At 52.2% G+C, this 19,221-nt stretch carries 12 protein-coding genes and 11 pseudogenes; 12 read left to right on the top strand and 11 right to left on the bottom strand.

Going from position 1 to position 19,221, the window contains the following annotated elements; genetic code table 11:
- Positions 1-276: 276 nt before the first annotated feature.
- Positions 277-1,089, top strand: a complete 813-nt coding sequence (locus tag JMJ04_RS32180; RefSeq protein ID WP_201374423.1) for a class I SAM-dependent methyltransferase — start codon at positions 277-279, stop codon at positions 1,087-1,089.
- A 78-nt stretch (positions 1,090-1,167) separates the two neighbouring features.
- On the opposite strand, the gene JMJ04_RS32175 is transcribed toward JMJ04_RS32180, so the two are convergent.
- Together JMJ04_RS32175 and JMJ04_RS32170 are read right to left on the bottom strand one after the other, a co-directional pair.
- Positions 1,168-1,734: a transposase gene (locus JMJ04_RS32175; RefSeq protein ID WP_201374422.1), complete on the bottom strand. Its 567-nt coding sequence runs from the start codon at positions 1,732-1,734 to the stop codon at positions 1,168-1,170.
- A 6-nt stretch (positions 1,735-1,740) separates the two neighbouring features.
- Positions 1,741-2,481 (bottom strand): annotated as a pseudogene (locus JMJ04_RS32170) (ISAzo13-like element transposase-related protein); the annotation flags it as partial.
- An 80-nt stretch (positions 2,482-2,561) separates the two neighbouring features.
- Between JMJ04_RS32170 and JMJ04_RS32165 the strand changes: the two are divergent.
- The 3 genes and pseudogenes from JMJ04_RS32165 to JMJ04_RS32155 all read left to right on the top strand — a co-directional run.
- Positions 2,562-3,734 (top strand): annotated as a pseudogene (locus tag JMJ04_RS32165) (IS3 family transposase).
- A gap of 194 nt (positions 3,735-3,928) precedes the next feature.
- Positions 3,929-4,399, top strand: a complete 471-nt coding sequence (locus JMJ04_RS32160) for a hypothetical protein (protein ID WP_201374421.1) — start codon at positions 3,929-3,931, stop codon at positions 4,397-4,399.
- Positions 4,400-5,398: 999 nt separating this feature from the next.
- Positions 5,399-5,995: pseudogene (locus tag JMJ04_RS32155) on the top strand (Type 1 glutamine amidotransferase-like domain-containing protein); the annotation flags it as partial.
- Here the strand turns inward: JMJ04_RS32155 and JMJ04_RS49045 are convergent.
- A pseudogene (locus JMJ04_RS49045) lies at positions 5,993-6,091 on the bottom strand (IS5/IS1182 family transposase); the annotation flags it as partial. The pseudogenes JMJ04_RS32155 and JMJ04_RS49045 sit on opposite strands and share 3 nt — an antisense overlap.
- Positions 6,092-6,220: 129 nt before the next feature.
- On the opposite strand from JMJ04_RS49045, the pseudogene JMJ04_RS32150 reads away from it, so the two are divergent.
- Positions 6,221-6,625 (top strand): annotated as a pseudogene (locus JMJ04_RS32150) (transposase); the annotation flags it as partial.
- Between the two features lie 18 nt (positions 6,626-6,643).
- A pseudogene (locus JMJ04_RS32145) lies at positions 6,644-6,868 on the top strand (DDE-type integrase/transposase/recombinase); the annotation flags it as partial.
- A gap of 158 nt (positions 6,869-7,026) precedes the next feature.
- Here JMJ04_RS32145 and JMJ04_RS32140 read toward each other — a convergent pair.
- Together JMJ04_RS32140 and JMJ04_RS32135 are read right to left on the bottom strand one after the other, a co-directional pair.
- Entirely contained in the window at positions 7,027-7,560 is a 534-nt protein-coding gene (locus JMJ04_RS32140; protein WP_201374419.1) for a hypothetical protein, read from the bottom strand.
- Positions 7,561-7,662: 102 nt separating this feature from the next.
- Complete coding sequence (locus JMJ04_RS32135; RefSeq protein WP_201374418.1) at positions 7,663-8,313, bottom strand: TetR/AcrR family transcriptional regulator; 651 nt, start codon at positions 8,311-8,313, stop codon at positions 7,663-7,665.
- A gap of 137 nt (positions 8,314-8,450) precedes the next feature.
- Between JMJ04_RS32135 and JMJ04_RS32130 the strand changes: the two genes are divergently transcribed.
- Positions 8,451-8,687, top strand: a complete 237-nt coding sequence (locus tag JMJ04_RS32130) for a hypothetical protein (RefSeq protein ID WP_201374546.1) — start codon at positions 8,451-8,453, stop codon at positions 8,685-8,687.
- Here the strand turns inward: JMJ04_RS32130 and JMJ04_RS32125 are convergent.
- From JMJ04_RS32125 to JMJ04_RS47200, 3 genes and pseudogenes are all read right to left on the bottom strand, one after another.
- Positions 8,615-9,340: pseudogene (locus JMJ04_RS32125) on the bottom strand (ABC transporter ATP-binding protein); the annotation flags it as partial. The gene JMJ04_RS32130 and the pseudogene JMJ04_RS32125 overlap by 73 nt on opposite strands.
- Positions 9,341-9,387: 47 nt before the next feature.
- The gene (locus JMJ04_RS32120) at positions 9,388-10,002 is read right to left on the bottom strand and encodes a TetR/AcrR family transcriptional regulator (RefSeq protein WP_201374417.1); all 615 of its coding nucleotides are present in this window, start codon (positions 10,000-10,002) and stop codon (positions 9,388-9,390) included.
- A 124-nt stretch (positions 10,003-10,126) separates the two neighbouring features.
- Positions 10,127-10,954 (bottom strand): annotated as a pseudogene (locus JMJ04_RS47200) (SDR family NAD(P)-dependent oxidoreductase).
- A gap of 254 nt (positions 10,955-11,208) precedes the next feature.
- On the opposite strand from JMJ04_RS47200, the gene JMJ04_RS32105 reads away from it, so the two are divergent.
- From JMJ04_RS32105 to JMJ04_RS32090, 5 genes and pseudogenes are all read left to right on the top strand, one after another.
- A complete protein-coding gene (locus JMJ04_RS32105) occupies positions 11,209-12,183 on the top strand; it encodes an MFS transporter (protein ID WP_201374415.1) in 975 nt (324 codons plus the stop codon).
- A gap of 237 nt (positions 12,184-12,420) precedes the next feature.
- Positions 12,421-13,137 carry an IS6 family transposase gene (locus tag JMJ04_RS32100; RefSeq protein WP_201374414.1) on the top strand — a complete coding sequence of 239 codons (717 nt, stop codon included), beginning with the start codon at positions 12,421-12,423 and terminating at the stop codon, positions 13,135-13,137.
- A gap of 89 nt (positions 13,138-13,226) precedes the next feature.
- Positions 13,227-13,358 (top strand): annotated as a pseudogene (locus JMJ04_RS49040) (IS6 family transposase); the annotation flags it as partial.
- 663 nt (positions 13,359-14,021) lie between these two features.
- Entirely contained in the window at positions 14,022-14,660 is a 639-nt protein-coding gene (locus tag JMJ04_RS32095; RefSeq protein ID WP_201374531.1) for an HD domain-containing protein, read from the top strand.
- 120 nt (positions 14,661-14,780) lie between these two features.
- Positions 14,781-15,051: pseudogene (locus JMJ04_RS32090) on the top strand (DDE-type integrase/transposase/recombinase); the annotation flags it as partial.
- Here the strand turns inward: JMJ04_RS32090 and JMJ04_RS32085 are convergent.
- The 3 genes and pseudogenes from JMJ04_RS32085 to JMJ04_RS48215 all read right to left on the bottom strand — a co-directional run.
- Positions 15,036-16,490 (bottom strand): annotated as a pseudogene (locus tag JMJ04_RS32085) (PAS domain-containing sensor histidine kinase); the annotation flags it as partial. The pseudogenes JMJ04_RS32090 and JMJ04_RS32085 sit on opposite strands and share 16 nt — an antisense overlap.
- A gap of 453 nt (positions 16,491-16,943) precedes the next feature.
- The gene (locus JMJ04_RS32080) at positions 16,944-17,921 is read right to left on the bottom strand and encodes a GlxA family transcriptional regulator (RefSeq protein WP_236038654.1); all 978 of its coding nucleotides are present in this window, start codon (positions 17,919-17,921) and stop codon (positions 16,944-16,946) included.
- 1,003 nt (positions 17,922-18,924) lie between these two features.
- Positions 18,925-19,053 carry a hypothetical protein gene (locus tag JMJ04_RS48215; protein WP_268887391.1) on the bottom strand — a complete coding sequence of 43 codons (129 nt, stop codon included), beginning with the start codon at positions 19,051-19,053 and terminating at the stop codon, positions 18,925-18,927.
- Between the last annotated feature and the right edge of the window lie 168 nt (positions 19,054-19,221).

Below are 19,221 nucleotides of genomic sequence, written 5' to 3'. Positions count from 1 at the left end.
GCGCATCTGGATCTTAATCACGCTGAAGATCTATGAGCCTTCAGCGTGATGCAGAAGAGATCAACAATTGCATCTTTTGCTGGTCATCTGCTTGGTTCATGAATGCTAGCCGCTCCGACAACATCCACAATGCACTTGTTACCTGGCTGCCTCATGGCTCTCTCCAAGGTTCGCCAGCGGTATCAACCTCGATGACGCGAAATGTGGTACGCTGAGAGTTGCATGTTGGGATTTACCGTGTTCATAAAACGAAAGGCAGATGGTACCATTTCCCCAATGACTACTATGAATGTCAATAACGAGGAATCCGGTCGCCGACGGGAGTCATTCGACTTTGTTGCCGACGACTACAACTTGTATCGTTCACCGTGCCCACAGGAGGTGGTCAATACGATCATCGCGTTGTCCCACCTTCACAAGGGAAACAGGGTTCTTGAGATCGGCTGTGGGACAGGACAGCTCAGTGTCCCGCTGGCCCAACATGGCATAGACCTGCTAGCGATAGAACTCGGCCCCCACCTTGCGGCTCTCGCCAGACAAAACCTCAAGCAGTTTCCCAATGCACAAGTTGAAGTAAGTTCGTTTGAAGAATGGGCTCTGCTGAGCCAGAAGTTTGACGCTGTGGTGAGTGCAAGTGCCTTCCACTGGCTCGACCCTGCTGTCCGCTTCTCAAAGTCCGCCGAGGCTCTCCGTCCAGGAGGATTCCTGGCGATCCTTCATGTCCACCATGTACAAGGAGGCACACCTGGCTTCTTTGCGGATACACAGCCCTATTATATAAAATGGGGCTTGAGCAACGATCCGTTCTTTCAGCCAACGACACCTGACAACGTCCCAACAATGTACCTGGAGTTGGACCAGTTGCCTGAGTTTCGCTCTGTCGAACGTCACTATTCTGAAATTCCCATGAGTTACTCAACCGCTTCTTACACAGGCTGGTTAAACACTGACTCCCTGGTGAATAGCCTCAATGACGAGTCGCGGCGTGGCTTCCTCCAGGACATCGAACGCCTGATTGAATCGAAATACAACGGAGAGGTCGTCCGAAACTTCGTCTATGAAATCATCGTCGCTCAAAGAGCTTCGTAGTACATGCCAGTGGAGTTGTTGATGCAAGGAAGGGAGCAACAACCCTTACTCGGTGTAAACCCCAACAGGAAATGGCTCTTACGCAACCCCCATGACGCCAAACGTGGTACGCTGAGAGTTGCATGTTTTTTCCACTCCAGATCTCCAGGAAGGAGAGCTTCTCGTCGTCTCTTGCGTTCGGAGATCCTTTTGAGGAGAGAAGAGCACGCGAATACGCAGGAGATCAAATTTGGCCCGACCATACATGCTTCGTTTGATCAGCTTAAGACGGGTAATATGGCCCTCAGTAGGGCCGTTGCTCTCTGCCCTTGTGAGACCCGCAAGAATAGCCTCTTTGTCCTCATACACACTGCTGGCAAAGGATTTTAAGTCGGTCAGAGGACTGGAGGCTACAGCTTCTAACCACGTATCAAGCTGCTCTCCAGTGAGCGTACGCAGCATCTGAACAAACTGCTGGGCCAGGACATAGGCCAGATCAAGTTCTGGATGAAGTTGTCGTAACCTGGGCACTGTGGCTTGCTCCTTTGCCGTGAGTTCCTCAGGATGGCACAAAAACAACCAACTGGCTTGCCGTGAGGATGGCAGTGCCTCTGTAGAGAGGGCACGCGCGCCTCGCTTGGTTCCTGCTTTCTGTAAGGGATGCAAGAATAATTAATCATCCCGGATAGTAGGCGAAGAACACTTGATATCCACGAACCATTTTTCCAGAGAAGGCAGCCGCTGAATCTGGCTTTCCATTGCCCCCATCGCTTCCTTAGTCAATTTGATGCCAGTCTGATAGATGGTGGTTACCAAGGCAACCACGGGAGATTTCCCTTTCCAAGTCATCGTCCTCGCGTACTGTATCACCGTATCTATGGTATCGAGCAAGGAACCATTCCAGTGCTGTTCGAGAATGCCCCAACACCGTTCAACCGGGTTGTATTTGCTATGATAGGGCGGATAATACGCGAGACGTATGGTCATCTGATACCGCTGAGCGAAATCGAGCAGACGCTGCATAAACTGCGTGCGCCGACTGTGGTTCTCTGGACCATTATCTAAATTGATGACGAGTGTCGCGATCTGGGAAAAGCGCTCTTTCACCGTCTCCCACCAGTCGACTAATCGATCTACGAGGCAGTCGCTGGTCACTTTGGACACCACTCCATAGAAAAAGATCTCGTCCGAGGAGGGCAAGAAAATGCCTACAGGGGTCACGGTCGCCATCGGCTCAAAGTCATGGTCAGCAGCTTTAGTTAGAACGCGACTCTTGCCTCCTCGGGCAAAAGGGCCCACCTTGACGATAGCCTTGGCGTCTATTGAGATCCGTAAGGTTTGCTCATCGGCATCAGCCTCCTCGTTGATCTGCCTTACTTGGGCAAAGATGGCATCGGTTTCGGGCAGTTTTTTTCTACGGTGAGATTGACCCAATTTGATAGAGTCCCTAAAGCTGAGATATACTCGAACTAGATCAGAAAGGGGTCCATCAAATGGGAAAGATCCAAAAGGTCTACACCAAAGAATTCAAAGAGGAAGCAGTACGACTTGCGCAAACATCCGGGAAGCCGATTGCACAGATTGCCCGCGAGCTGGGTATCTCCGATTCGGCCATTCATGGATGGCGCAAGGAATTGGCGGAGCAAGGGAAAGATGCATTTCCAGGCAAAGGGCACCAAACCGCCCTCGAAGAAGAAAATCGCCGCCTCAAACGTGAACTCGAAAGGGTCCAACAGGAGCGCGATATATTAAAAAAAGCAGTGAGCATCTTTTCACGGGAATCCAAATGAAGTATCAGTTTATCGACCAAAACAAACAGGAGTTTCCCGTCACCGTCATGTGCCGAGTGCTTGAGATCTCGGAAAGTGGCTTTTACGCCTGGCGCAAGCGTCCCACCTGTCAACGCCAGCGAGAAGATGCTCAGCTTACCCAAGAGATTCGGCAGGTCTTTGTCATGCACCGAGGCAGATATGGAAGTCCGCGCATCCACGTGGAATTGCGCGTACCAGGGGCGAAGCATCTCCCGCAAACGGGTGGCCCGACTCATGCATGAGGCAGGAATAAGTGCCAAGCGCAAACGGCGTCGCGTGATCGCCACCAGGAGAGATGATTCTCATCCAGTTGCCCCCAATGTTTTACATCGTGAGTTTACAGCAACAGAGCCGAACACCAAATGGGCGACAGATATCACATATATTCCTACGATGCAAGGCTGGCTCTACCTTGCTGTGATCCTGGACCTGTATTCACGGGCCGTGGTGGGATGGTCCATGTCGAGCTGTTGTGATGAAGAACTGATAGAAAACGCTTTGAAGATGGCTGTGCTCCGACGCCGCCCCAAAGCGGGACTGCTGCATCACAGTGATCGAGGCTGCCAATACACTTCACAAGCCTATCGTCTGAGGTGAGAGCAATTTGGGATCATGGTAAGCATGTCGCGTAAAGGCAATTGCTGGGATAATGCCGCGATGGAATCCTTCTTCGGTTCTCTCAAAGAGGAATGTGTGGGCAGCAGCATCTACTCGTCTCATGAGCAAGCCAGACGCTCGCTCTTTGAGTACCTGGAAGTCTACTATAATCGGCAAAGACGGCATTCGACTCTCGGCTATGTGAGTCCGCTCATGTACGAGCAACTTGGCAATCAGCAAACGTTCTGTAACGTTTGACGTATTACTATTTATTACGATAGAGTAAAAGCGCTAACGTTACGTAACGTAGAAACGTCTTCCATCCTCTCAGCTCTCATCGGTGGAGGCTCTACGAAAACGGGTCAAGGTCAAAGAGCCCATCACATGACAAAAAAGAAACGCCACTAGAGACTCCAAAACCATGCGCTCTCTGCGGGACGTCCGCCCCACTCATGAAGAGCCACATTATTCCCAAATTCGCAGCAGAATGGATCAAGAGAACCTCGGCAACCGGCTTTATGCGTCAAATGGAGCAACCAAATCTCCGCAGGCAAGACTTTCCCACATTCAGGCTTCTCTGCGCATCCTGCGAGGGAATCTTCGCGCGGTGGGAAAAGCAATTCGCAGAAGAGATCTTCATCCCCTATCAGGAGAAAAGACCAAAAAACATGCCCTACGGTGACTGGCTTCTCCGCTTCGCTATATCGCTCGCCTGGCGCACAACCGTCATATCGGCAGAAGACTTCCGCCAGGAATCGCCGGAGTTAGCGCCATATGTGGACAGGGCACTGCGCTCCTGGAAAACTTTTTTGTTGGGAGAAGACCAGAGATGGGGCACATACGCCCATCACCTCTTCTTCCTCGACGACATCGCTCCCTCAAGCACCATGCCAGTTCCGGAAAAGACTCACTGGTACCTATGAGAGGCGTAGCCGCGGCCATCGCTTCATCTGGCACTGAGGTGTTCGCGTACACGAAATTACCAGGGATGGTTTTCTGGTCTGGAATCCAGCCCAGAAAACCGAGAGGATGGGAAAATACACGTATCTGGCAAGCGGGTATCACCACGCCGGCAATACACCGAATTGAACAGAACGGATTCGGGGAGTTTCTCCTAAGTCGTGTCAAATACATTGCGGAGGCCAATCTCTCGGAACGGCAACAAAACCAGCTGCAACAAGCACTACAAAAAGACCCCGAACGCTCGCGCAACTCGCACTCCGCGCATGTATTCTTAACAGAACTGGACTGGAAGATACGGCAACGGCGACCATAGCAGACCCTGCGGGTAAACTGTCCGGTTTGGGAGAGGTTTCGCGCCCAGTATCAGTTGTATCCTCTTTTGCCATACTAGGTACAATGGTTGGGCCACCTGGTATGGCAAAAACAATACTCTGCTATCCCGCGACCGATCGCAACAAAGTCATCCATCTTGCCGAATTTATTGCTGCCTTCGCTGGCGCGCAGGAACGCTTCCCCTGACCACACACCATCTGCTTCTGCTTTCCGACCCATCTCTGGTTCATCTGGCTTCGCAATGCCTTCTCTTTGGCAAGCTTTTCTTTAGCATTCTCTCTCGATACCTATCCAGCCACCTTAGCAACAACAGCGGGAAGCAAGAGACGGTACGAGGAGGCGAGAGAAAAGCATCAGGGACGGGTTAAGGACGGGTTAGACTGAACTGCACTACAGTCGCACTTCTTTTTGATGGAGATAGCATCGACTCATTGATACGTATTGAACGTATCCATTAGAAAATTTGCCTCGCTTGTAATCTTTGAAGTGAAACCTTAAGGCCGGTTTATGCCCATTCCGCACATGGCTCGAAGCCGGGAAAGAGCAAGATAGAAGAAGTTTTTTTGCTTTGCAAGGCAGTAGAATGTCTTGCATGTAATAGGACTGGAAAAGACTTTCAGTTCTTCATGGATTGGAAAGGAACCATCATGAAATTGCTTCTCACCTCGGCTGGCATCAAAAACACGAGCATCCACAACGCGCTGGTCGACCTACTGGGCAAACCGATTGCCGAGTCCAGCGCCCTCTGCATCCCCACTGCGAACTACGCTCAGCGCGGTGGTGCCGTCCACGCATGGCGATTCATCAGCGGGCAAGAACCCGAAACCCCCATGTGCGAATTGGGATGGAAGTCCTTGGGAGTGCTGGAGCTCACCGCACTGCCCAGCATCGATAAAGAGCTCTGGGTCCCCATGGTCCGGGAGACTGACGTCCTGCTGGTGAACGGTGGCGATCCCCTGTATCTGTGCTACTGGATGCGGCAATCCGGACTGGCCGACCTCTTGCCGGAGCTTGGGCGCGAGACGGTCTATGTGGGACTGAGCGCCGGGAGCATGGTGATGACCCCCAACATCGGGGAGCATTTCGTCGGCTGGGAGCCGCCCACCGGTGGCGATAGAACGCTGGGGCTGGTTGATTTTGCGATTTTTCCGCACCTGGATAATCCCGATCTGCCGTACAATACCCTGGCCGACGCAGAAAGATGGGCCGCCGGCATGCCGGTGCCGTCCTACGCGATTGACGATCAAACCGCCATTAAAGTGATCGACGGAGCAGTCGAAGTGGTCTCCGAAGGCCATTGGAAACGGTTTACGCCCTAAGGAAATACTCGCCAGTAGGAGTGTTCGCCCAGGAGGCATCCTTCGATGCTTGTTTGTTGCGTCTTTTCCCTTTGTCAGGTATGCTTTTCTCAGATCGAGCGTCTCGTAGCGCCTTTACTCGCATGACGAATGGCAAGGTGGCATGTGCAGGGATTAACGCCTCGGTTTGGGGGATTTTTACCTACATTTCTTGATGCCTGGCGGTGGGGACAGGAACTCCAACTCCTCCATGCTCGTATCGCTCCCCATTTTGTCCGTCCAGAACCCCGTCGTCGGGCACTCGCCTACCTCAAAGGAATCATCAGTTCCATGCAGAGGAAAAACGGCTGGCAATTGGCAGAGCACGCCGGAGAAGCGCGCCCTGATGGGATGCAACGTTTGCTCAACCAGGTGGTCTGGAATACCAGTGGGGTGCGCGACGAGTTGCGTGCCTACATCCTGGAACGCCTGGGAGATCCTGGCGCGGTGGTCGTCATCGATGAGACCGGTTTTCGCAAGCGTGGTAAGAAGTCCGCTGGAGTTGGCTTGCAATACTAACGACGACTTGCTTGACGTTCAGTCAAATATCTCAACAACCTGATCGAACAAGACCATCGGTGTATCAAACGGTTGACCAAGCCTGGGATGGGCTTTTTCTCCTTCGAGACAGCCTGGCGAACACTGCAAGGATACGAGATGATGAACATGATGCGGAAAGGGCAAGTCAGAGGGGTGAGCAAAGGAGACATCAGCAAGCAGATCACCTTCATCGCCCACCTGTTTGGAGTGGCTGCCTAAACTGAACAGGAAGCGGAGTCACGCCTCTTGTTTTCCCAGAGTTTTTGCAACACAGCCAAAATGCGAGCTCTTGTTCCGAAAACATCTTTTTTCCCTCTTTCTCTCACTATTGCTCTACGAATATGTCTTGACAATGGCCGTTTCGCATCATACCTGCTCTACCCTTTACGCACGAAGGCCAGGATGAGGCCGACAATAAGGATCAGAGCGATCACGATCCCCGAACCAAGCCAATCCAACTTCAAGACCATCATGACAACGGCGCCCAACGCGGCCAGGCTCGGAATGGGTGCGTAAGCCCGTAGCACAGGATGAGCGATGGCCTTTCGTAGCGCGGGAGAGATCTCGCCCACGGGCGCGGCTAGCGCTGCCACGTGAATCGCCTTCATGCGAGGCCCGTTGATCACCGGTCCCAGGATACCCAGGAGAACGAGTAAACCCAGCGAAAACACAATCCAGGCGTGCTCCCACCCCCACCCCGTCCATGCTAGCGCGAGGCCACTGACGAGAATGAAGAAAGCAGAGGCTGGTAAAACCAGATCAATCACACGGCTGAGAGTGAGCCATTCATGGACATGCAGCGTCGTCTTCGCCGCATGTAGACGAGACACGATAATCACTTCCAGGCTGAGAGCGATAAACAGGCCGCACACACCGACAATGTGGAATAAAAGCAGATAAGGATAAAGCATGATGTCTCCTCCATGAGTATTGCTGCTTACCTTTGTTTATTTAATGACCTTTGGTAAATAAAAGCGACGGTTTTCCTCAGGTTCGCTACGGATGAAATGGACCTAGAGTGGAGCTCCATGTTCGGAAGGGGAAGCCGAGTGGACGGTATCCGTCTCGTGTTTCCAGGCCAGCATGCCTTGAATTGCTTGCTCGATTAATTGTGCTGCCTGCGCCTGTCCACCGCGAATGCGGTCTGCCAGCGTGAGCGTTACCAGCCCATGCGCGGTCCCCCAGAGGATATTCACCTGGTCAGCGAGGTGCTCTGTTGACCAGCCATGAAAATCAAGGACATCTTTGACGGTCAGTGTCACCACAGCCTCTATTTGTAGTCCCTCTTTCTCTGGCTCTGAGATGCTGAAAGTGACGCCGTCCAGACCATACATCAGGCGGTAGAGCTCGGGATAGCGCCAGGCGAATTCGAGATAGCCATGAGCGATGAGTCGCATCGCCTCCTCTGGATCATGAGCTTGAGCTCGGGCTCGCTTCAGATCTGCCTCCAGCAGACGAAAGCCCTCGTGCACGAGTTCTAAGAGAAGCACATCTTTGTTTTCAAAGTAGGCATAAATGGCGGCATGACTGTACTCAATGTGATCAGCGATCTTGCGCATCGTCACATTGCTCCACCCATCGGCCAGAGCAATGGTGCGCGCTGCCTCCAACACACTCTGTTTGAGCTCTTGCTGATCTCGCAGCCGTCGTTCTTTCCTACCCATAAACTTACCTTTGTTATTTTAATTTACCAGTGGTTACTAGTAGTAATAACAAAAAGAGAAAAGGATGTCAAGCCTTTTCTGAGCAGTTGCTCTGGAAGCTCATTTACAAGCTGTTACTGGAAGAAGCCAACTCGGGAGTGGTTTCTCCTGATTCTGAATCAGCAGTGCTCACTCTTCAGGGCAAGTGCTCACGTTTCAGGGCCCAACCTGCTCACTTGATAAGTCATTTACCACTTGCTCCAGGCGATTCCTGGCTCTACCAGGAACGTTCTCTGCTGCTCTCTCGTAGTGTGGGAGACACAACACCAGACAACTGGCTCAGGCCAGCCGGGGGGCGCTCCAGGACAGCGCTGATGGTCGTGCGTGTGCGCTAACGCATCTGGTCGAGCGTCCCGGTCTCGACGACGACGCCATCGCGAATGATGCTAATGCGATCCGCCAGCGCCTCGACTTCGCTCATAATATGGCTGGAGAGCAGGATGCTGCGGCCATTCGCCTTCTCACGGGCAATCTCCTCCTGAAAGACCGCCTCCATTAGTGGATCAAGTCCAGAGGTAGGCTCGTCAAGAATCAACAGCTCCACGTCCGAGGCGAGCGCGGCGACAATGGCCACTTTCTGGCGATTCCCCTTGGAGTACGTGTGGCCCTTTTTGGTTGGATCAAGTTCAAAACGTTTGAGCAGATTGGCACGCCGCTGCTGATTCAGGCCACCACGCAGTTTGCCCAGCAAATCGATGGCTTCCCCTCCGGTGAGCCCTGGCCAGAGGCTGACATCGCCCGGCACATACGCCAGACGCCGATGCAATGCGACTGCATCCCGCCACGGATTGCCGCCCAGCAGTTCAACGTGTCCCGAGCTTGCACGCAGCAGCCCCAGGAGTACTCGAATGGTGGTGGACTTGCCTGCCCCGTTTGGGCCGAGAAAGCCAAGCGTCTCACCGCTTGCAACATTCAAGTCAAGGCCGTTGAGCGCCTTGAAGGAGCCAAACGATTTGTAGAGCCCCTGGATGGAAATAACTGACTCCATAAAAAGCATACACTCCATTGTTTTTGATGATGGGGCCATTGAGAGCATTAACGCGCTTCAAGGCCCTTGAGAAGGGTCGTGGTCAGCAGCGTTGCCAGTTCGTGATGCGAGTAGTGAGCGACGGTCGGATCACTTATGATTTGACGGCGCAGGAGGAAACCAACCAGACAGCTAATCGTCATTTGGGCCTGAAACGTGGGATCAATCTGACTGCCAACATGCCTCAATTCCTGCTGGCGCGTGTAGTAGCCACGGAAAAAGTCAACTGCCTGGGTAATCCCCTGCGTGCGCAGAGGCTCAAAAACCTCCGCGTTATGGAGCCATTCTGGGAGGAAGATGCGCACCAGGTTCGCGATGGGTTCGCCCTCAAAGATCTCCAGCACTTGCGGGATCAAGAACGGAAGGAACTCGGCTGGTGGCATCTCCAGTGTCTCTGGGGGAAGGGAGCGCATCAGACTCAGGGGAGAACGGGTCTCCACGATGGCCTGGAGCATCTCTTCCTTGCTTTGAAAGTAATAATAGATTAAGCCGCTGGTAATGCCAGCTTCGCGTGCAATATCGCTATTAATCGTCTGACGAAAGCCTTTGCGAGCAAACACGCGGATCGCGGCATCGAGAATCTGCTCGCGCCGATCTTCGACGACTTTTGGGGTTCGTGCCATAGCAATCGTTCTCACTCTTTCTTCTCTCCAGGGATGCTCTTCTGAAAGTATCCCTGGAGAGAAGAAAGGGAGCAGACCGACAACCGCTGCCAGAGCAACGACGTTGCCACTCTCCTTCCCTGTTCTATTCAGCGCGTTCGTCCAACCCCATCTTTTTCTGGAGTATCTCAAGCATATGTGCTTGTCTTTCATTCGTGAGATAGGGACCTGGTGCGTAAAAACCACCATCCACCACAAGATCCGTCCCGGTGATATAGGAGGATTCATCACTGGCCAGGAATAAGGCGGCAAAGGCAATCTCATCAGCCGTTCCAATGCGTCGGAGCAGGACGGAATCGTTGATGGTTTTCTCGACCGCAGGATTGACGGTCATCTCTTTCGTCATGTCTGTTGCAATGAAGCCGGGCTGGATGGTATTGCATCTGATCCCCTAGCCAGCCAGGTTGTAGGCTGCCGATCCTGAGACCCCTCGAAGGGCCCATTTGGATGAGGAATAGGCGGTGGAAAAGTTCGCCGTCATGCCTCCGATGGATCCAATATTCACAATGGAACCACCACCGGATGCCCTCATCAGGGGAGCACAGGTCTCAATCCCCAGAAGCGTTCCTGTCACGTTGGTGGCAAAGACTTTGTTCCAGATGTCCATATCGACTTTGGGGAGAAGGGCGGGTGCATTGGTTCCTGCATTGTTGACCAGGATATGTAAGGCACCAAATTGCTCCTTCACCTGCTTGACGGCTTCTGCCCACTGTTCCTGCTCCGAGACGTCCAGTTGGACAAACAGCGCTGTTCCTCCATCCTCCATAATGTCATCCACCAGTTTCTTTCCCAGCTCTTCTTTTCTGGCAGCAATGACAACGAATGCTCCTTCTTTGGCAAACAGTTTGGCTTCTGCACGACCCATTCCACCAGTCGCACCAGTAATCAAGGCCACTTTCTTCTTCAGTCTCATATGTGACACTCCTACTTCTCTTTATTGACTTGGCAAATGCTTGTGCAATACCACCATGTATCGCCAGATGAACGTCTTGGCGAGCAAACACGCGACCAGCAGCATTGATACGACGCTCGCGCCGATCGCCGTCGTCTCCTGGCATCGATACCAGAGTGAGCTGTCGGAAGCGGTTTTGCGTTGTTGCGTTAATTAATTTTCATGTTAATTAAATAATACAGAGAGCCAGGGAAAAAGTCAAGCTGGATCGCTATGTGCCCAAGACAGAACAGATGCCAATTCTTACAGGAAACTGGTTCTTTTTCAGCAAGTATCCTGCTGAGAAACCAGAAGAATGGCCTCGACTTGTCCGTCATTGGTTCCACTTCAAAAATAGCATTTTTACGGTCTCGATTGTGATTACCATGATCACCAGCGCGGCCATGTTTGGCAGCATCTTTTTTCTGCCTCTGTTTGCGCAGGGGGTGCTGGGCGTTTCTGCCACCAACAGTGGTTTTTTACTCTCGCCCATGATGGTGACGCTGATCATCGGGAGCGTGATCGCAGGTCAACTGGTCGCTCGCTTTGGCCGATATAAATGGATCGCGATTCTGGGCACAAGCATCAGCGTCGTTGGCTCTCTACTCTTTCTGCGCCTGAATGTGGACTCCACCTCGAATGATTTGTGGCTCTCGATGATTGTGCTTGGCCTGGGCATGGGTTTCGGGATGTTGATCTACACCGTGATTATCCAGAATGCGCTGCCGACCAAAATTGGCCAAGCGACCTCGGCCATGACCTTCTTCCGCCAGATCGCCGCGACGATTGCTCTGGCAGCTATGGGTTCGCTGATGACCTCGGCCTATGTGCCCGCCTTTCATGCCGCGCTGCCCACTCAGACGACCACCTTCCTGACCACTCTCAAACAAGCCACCGGGAAAGACTTGCTGGGTGTCTTTGACAACCCGAACATCCTGCTCTCGGCATCTGCCCAGGCACAGATGTCACAGCTCTTCGGGCGCCTTCCTGGTGGGACGCAGGTCTACAATCAATTGCTCTCGGCGGTCAAGATTGGCTTGACGCAGGGCATTCACGAGGTATTAATCAGCAGTGTGTGCTTTGCCGTGGCTGGCTTCCTGCTGGTATTGTTCTTGAAAGAGATCCCTCTGCGGGGAGGCAAACAAAAGAACACATCAGCAGATGTCGCGGATGAGAAGGAAGAGGCGGGAACTGGCGGGCTCCTCGCGTAAGGGGTGAGAGCAAGATCATCCTGGCCTCCCTCACCCCTGTGGTCTGCTCTCCACAAAAAACACGACCTGGTGACGATGGAAAGACCATCTGGAAATGAAACACCTTCCATCGTCGCAGAGATCGTCCAGAATGGAGCATTGATGATGGGAGTGTTCGCTCGATGATCGAGAAAGCGTTGCCGCAAGAGGATATTGTCAACTTGGGAACGTTGCTGAACAATGTGCTAGAATAGCTTCATGAAAACACCTCTCACTGTTCCAAGCTACAAAGGCTTTCGCTTCCCACCTAAAATTATCAGCCACGCAGTTTGGCTGTATTTCCGCTTCTCGCTCAGCTTTCGTGACGTCGAAGAGCTTCTGGCACAGCGCGGAATTGTGGTGACGTATGAAACAGTGCGTCAGTGGTGCCATCGATTTGGACACATATATGCCAAAGAACTGCGTCGTCTTCGTCCGAAGACGGGAGACAAATGGCATATGGGCGAGGTGTACCTGAAAATCAATGGCAAAACCCATTATTTGTGGAGAGCTGTTGATCAGTATGGTAACATCCTCGATATCCTGGTGCAGAGCCGACGCAACAAGAACGCGGCCAAAAGGTTCTTCCGCAAGCTCCTCAAAAGGTTGCGATATGTCCCACGAGTGATCATTACCGATAAATTGAAGAGCTATAGTGCAGCGAAACGCGAGCTCCTGCCTGGCGTGGAGCATCGGCAGCACAAAGGATTGAACAATCGAGCGGAAAATTCCCACCAACCGACACGGCTACGGGAGAAGAAAATGCGGCGCTTCAAATCAGCCAAGCAAGCCCAACGCTTTCTCTCAGCCTTCGGACCCATCGCTGGGCATTTCCAGCCGCGCAGGCACCACCTGAGCTCCAGGGAATATCGTGCCATTTTACAGGGCAGATTCCTGGAGTGGAACGAGATAACCGCAGGGAAACGCATCGCATAACAGCCAAATCTTCCCTCTATTTCACTGTCTTCAGTATCTCTCCTCTTTATAACTCAGCAATAATCTACAAGCCGACAAATAAGTTGACAACGGCCTGGCGAACACTACAAGGATTCGAGATGATGAACATGATGCGAAAAGGACTGCTACAAGGGGTAAACAAAGGAGATGTGAAAGGTCTGGTTGCCTTGGTTACCAGGCTCTTTGGAGAGGTTGCCTAAACAGAACAAAGGGCGACATTCTCTGCTCATCTTATTTTCTTCATCATTCTTGCAACACAACCCCATTGTGTCGGCGTTTGCTCGTCGGCGCTTTGAATGTTCTTCATTGGAGTTTGTTTTCTCTGGGCGGGCACTTCTTCACCGACTCGCGATATCATCAGCCTTGATACATCCGCATCATTGCCTCATCTATTTCCTCTGCTACTATTTGAAGCTGGCAAGCTGGTTGGTGTAGAATTCGCGAACTGGACCACTTAAGGACTGGCTCTCTCCGAAGAGAGGAAGATCGAGAGTCCTTTCCACCATCAGGACTGGAAACAGTTTCCTGGGTCCTGGCGAGATTCGTCCTCATATACGCATGATTTGCCCCTGGTGAGGGCCTAAGAAGATAATTATACTGTGTCCATGTTTCCCTTGAAAGGGTTACGACAAAGGACAACCAGGGCAAAACCACATGTGGTCCTAATGTAACAGCTAAAGGACTACAGCTACGCGGTCTATCGCTACAACACAGGGTGTTGGCACCTTTGCCAAAGGATCTGTGGTCATTGCTCCTTATCTAAGTTGCCCCCTGAACAGATGCCAAGTAACTGAAATAAGGGGCGCTCGTGTCGCAGAGTGTTTCAGAAGAGTGTTTCCGAATTGAATAAGGAGTCTAATATGATACCGAAAAATATTGCTGGTATTGCCATTCCTGATAGTTCCCTGGCCAACGAAGCCGCAGAACTCCTGCGCGAACATGGGACCCCACTGCTTTGGAACCATTCACATCGCGTCTACCTCTTCGGAGCCCTGCAGGGGCACCAGGCGGGGTTACGCTATGATCCTGAACTGCTCTACATTAGTGCGCTCTTCCATGATCTCGGACTGACAGAGAAGTACCGTAGCCCAGACAAACGCTTCGAGGTAGATGGAGCCAATGCAGCACGAAGTTTCCTTGAACAACATGGCATTTCCAACGAGTCTACCCAGCTTGTGTGGGACGCGATTGCGCTCCATACTACAAGAGGAGTAGCTCAATACAAGGAGCCAGTGGTGGCACTTGTCTATCATGGTGTGGTTTTCGATGTTATAGGGGATCACTTTGAAGAACTTTCCGAGGAGACACGCTCTCAAGTCGTGTCAGCCTTCCCTCGTGAGGATTTCAAGAACAAGATTCTGCATGCGTTTCTCGATGGCTTTCGACACAAACCAGAGACAACGTATGGCAATATCAATTCCGACGTCTGTGAGCGCTACCTTCCCGGCTACAAACGTCCGAACTTTTGTGACTTCGTCCTTCAGTCCCCGTGGAATGAATAACAATGTGTTGCCTTTGCCGCGTATCATAATTTAATCCAACTCCAGGTCAGCTACTTTCAGCTGGTCTGGAGTTGGATATATGGAAATCCTTTGGAATTTTGCCTTCTTTCTTGTTGTCATCTTCTGGCCCAGAGCCACCGCGATAAGAAAGAAGGCAAAGCGATTTTTTCGCAAACTGCTTAAAGATTTGCACTGTGCGCTACGCGTGACCACCGCTGATCCGCTGAAGAGTTATGGGGCGGTTAAACGTGAAATTATCTTGCTTGGGGTGGAGCACCGTCAGCGCCAACGGTTGAACAATCGAGCAGAGAAATCGCATCAGCCGACGCGACTGAGCGAGAGGAAATTGCGGCGCTTCAAATCAGCACAACACGCTCAACGCTTTCTCTCCCTCTCCACCTCTGAGCTGAAAGTGACGCCACTTGTGAGTCTCTTGAGAGGAAGCGTCACATGAAAGGTTGATCCTTTCCCGACCTCACTCTCCACCTGTATCATGCCTCCATGATGCCTGACAATCTCCGCCACAATGTAGAGCCCCATCCCCAGCCCTGGGACCGCCCGCTGGCTCAGATCAGAGATACGATAGAAGCGTTCAAAGATTTTCTCGTGCAGTTCCTGCGGAATGCCAACGCCGTGATCACGCACACTGACCGTCACGGTCTCACTGGAAACACGGCGGTCAATCTCAATCGTTGTGGCACTAGGAGAATACGTGATCGCATTGCAGATCAGATTGGCGAAGACCTGTTCGAGCCGCCCTTTATCTCCGATGAGCGTGCATGGGGCAGTCCCACGCGCCACGATGGTATGGGTCGCACTCACTTGCTGCACATATTCCGCAACTTCAGAGAGTAATGCCTCCAGATCCACTGGCTCCTGAACGTATTCAAGCTTCCCCGCCTGGATCTTAGACCCATCAAGCAACTCTTTAACCAGGCGTTCAAGGAGCTTCACTGATCCCTCCGTCATTGAGAGCACTGCGGCCACTTCATGATGTCCTTGTTTCACCAGGCGTGTTTTCGCCAGTTGGATACACATTTTCACGGTGGTCAGCGGTGTCTTAAGTTCATGGCTTGCCATGCTCAGAAAGTTCTCTTTGCGCTGCTCTAGCTCTTTACGAGCGGAATTATCCAGCACAAAGTAGATACTTTGTGCTGGATCATGTGGTAAGATGGCACCCCCCACGAGCACGGGCAGGTAGCTGCCATCCTTACACACGTACTCTTTCTCATAAGGCTTCATCGACTGATATCGTGCGAGTTCCAGGTGTGCTTGCCGGGTACGATCAAGATCCTCTGGAGAGGTCATATCTACCCAGTTCATCTTCCGCTGGAGCAGATCTTCTCGGCTATATCCGGTCATACGCAAAAAAGTATCATTAGCGTCCAGGATCTCTTCCCCTTCGGCGACGATGATCCCGATAATATTTGAAGCCATCAGTGCATGCGTTCGCTCCTGGCTCTGACGTAAGGCTTCCTCTCTCCGTTTCTGCTTTTCGATATCGGTACTGATGCCGAACCAATGGGTGATCTGTCCTGCGGTATCACGCACCGGGAGAGCGCGAGCCAGAAACCAGCAATAGGTTCCTGTCTGACCATCCCTCAGCCGATATTCAGTCTCATAAGGCTCCCCTGTTTCAAACGAATGTTGTCGCCGAGCCAGCGTCCGTTCAAGATCCTCAGGATGTACGAACTGACGCCACCCAGAATCCTGTATCTGCTCAAAGCTGGCCTGCAACAAACGGCAATACCGAACATTGACGTAATCAACCCGACCATCTGGCTGTGCCGTCCATACCAGTTCTGGAATGGCCCCCAAGAGCGTCGAAAGGTCAAGAGGTGGTACGAGCGAGGCGCTCGCTGGAGATGTATCATCAAACATAGCGTGGTCTTGTCCCCTTTCACATGCCCAATCCCTTGTGCGAATGAAGCGTTCTTGCCCTGACTCTCAAATGGTGCGCTTCAACATTTTCTCCATCAGAGCCATTGTGGCGAGGCATGGTCATTGATGTGGAAAACAACGCTTATGAGAGAGAGGATACGAAAACTTATGAGAAAGACATCCTGAGCGGCTTGCTCTTTCCCCCAGGTCACCTAGAGAATGCAGGTCTCACAGAAAGTGCCAGCAGTCAGGTGCTTCTATCTGCGCTGGTTGTGTCCAGATAACAGGAAATAGCGTCAAGAGGAGAACCCCAACGGATTCCATTCCATCTCCGGCAAACAGAACGGGAATGTGGCTTGTCAGAGCTATGCTTCTTTTCCCCATTGTGCAAGGAGAATGCCCCTACGCCATGTGGTGCAAGGTACGGCTCAACGAGGGAGGCATACCAAATTGCCTTTGCCAGAGTCGGCGAAAGTGCCGCACGTCCTCAAACCCACATTGTATTGCGACATCCTCAACACGGAGGGTAGGATTAGCGAGCAATGTTGCCGCCAGTTCAAGGCGCAAACGCTGATGGTATTGAACTGGTGTCAGTCCCGTCGCCTCCTTAAAAGCACGATTCAATCCCCGAGAACTGACCTTTGCAATGTCGGCCAACTCATCGAGCGAAACATGCTCTGCAACATGACTGATCAGGTAATCTTGCGCACAGTGAACGCCAGAATGGAGATGTGTACGATATTCCAGGTAGATGCTCCTTTGTGGCTCGGACCCATTGCGCCGCATATACACAACCAGATGGCGCGCAACCTGGGCTGCAAACATCGGCCCCTGAGCATGTTCCAGAAATGCCAGCGCCAGATCAATACCGGAGGCAATTCCAGCACTGGTGGTAATCGTCCCATCATGGACAAACAACACATTATCGAGTACTCTAGCGCGAGGGAAGCGCACTTGCAGCAATTCCAACTGCGCCCAATGTGTCGTACATCGTCGACCATCAAGAAGCCCTGCTTCTCCCAGAGCAAAGGCACCTGTGCAGACGGATGCGATATGCGCTCCTGCCTGAGAGGCGGAACGAAGCCAATCGCGCGTCTCCTGATCAAGTAGAGCCGCTTCTAAGGAAAAGTGTTCCCACTCCATTCCTGGCACAATGATCAAATCGTCCCTCGTGACAGAAGCAAGAGGGGTAAGTTGGGCAACAACCATCCCCTGTGCACTTTCCTGTATCGCTTGCGGGGAACAATAGTGCAACGTATAAGGCGCTCCCGCTCGGAGAGCAGTATCAAACACCTGCGCAGGACCTGCTAAGTCAAGCAAATGCACATGAGGGGGCACGAAAAACACAATGCGTCGCGCCCTGCTGTCGGTTGACTCCATTGGGCTTTGATTCTGAAGGTGCATCTTCTCCATATCTCCCTTCGACGTAGATAAACCACGAGGAAAACATGTCTACATCAGTCTCCCTTTGGAAGGTATGGACAGAGTATATGTCGTATCTAGGGTCTTCGCCAGAGGCAAATTCTGCCAAAGAAAGGACGGATCTCGCCAGAAGCTATAGACGGCGGAGAAGGTAACGGAGTTTCTACGAGGTGAACGATGTTCGCGGTATTGTCAACTTAAAAATTTTTGTTAGTGAGCTTTCACCACTTCGATGCCACATCAACCAGAATTCTCTAGCAACTAAGGCAAGAAAAGGGCGCAATCCCCACTTTGAGGTCTGTTTCTCTTATATAAGCTCTACAATTTCCATTGAGTTGACAATATCGCTCAACAGGACAAGAGAACCAGAGCGGAGACAGACCCGCTCCGTGCATGAGGATCACCCTTACTTATCGCCTGGGCGACTCCAGTGGACTCAGCACTACCACTTGCCGATCCACAATCTCCATGCCTGGGCGCAACCGAATATCGTACGTCTGGCTGTTGATCTGGAAAGACAAAGCACAATACCTCTTGAAAAGGAGTGAGTTTATGGGTAGCTTTACCAATGGGGTTCTTGCGGGGCTCGGGCTCAGCTTGTTCTTTGCGCCAAAGAAGGGGGAAGAGATGCGGCATCTGGTAGGGGAACGCCTGTTATTATCTTCGATTCTTCCTCTCCACTGGTCTCCTCCCAGAGGTATTTCTTTAAGGCCGACAAACACCACCTCCCGAGGCTCTTAGCCACTGAAAGCTCCCCGCGCAAAAGCGACAGAGTTCCAAGGATTCGGCCCACACTTCCAGTCCTTCCCACCGAAGCAGGAAGGCTAGCTCTAGTGTGGTTGACCTGGACTTTCGAGCAGACGCGCTCCGGCGTAGAGTAGGTGGTCGGCGCGTTACCTGATATCAGGCAAGTTTCCAGACTCCCCTCTTGGAATAGCCTCCGCCGCTGCCACGACCCTGATTAGCTATCGGTATCGGTATCAGACTCTTCGACCTGGCCGTCCCGACCCTCAACACTGCCGCAAGCAAGAAGCTCATAAAAGAGGGGCCAGCCTGCTGCTACTCCTCTTCCTTCTCGCGGCGATGGCAACTATCCTCTTTCCCTTCCCAGTTAGACTCCAGCTCCCAAACCACCCACGCGCCAGCAGAGACAGGCCGAACCAAATGTACCACCGAATTCACGGTGTTTGACTCTTTCTCTCATGCGTTCCTCGTTGCTCCCCGCGCTTAGTCCTCTCGCTGAAACTATGACTTTCTA

This window comes from Ktedonobacter robiniae, from assembly GCF_016587375.1.
Classification (GTDB): Bacteria; Chloroflexota; Ktedonobacteria; order Ktedonobacterales; family Ktedonobacteraceae; genus Ktedonobacter; species Ktedonobacter robiniae.
This window is presented reverse-complemented; position numbering and strand designations above follow the sequence as displayed.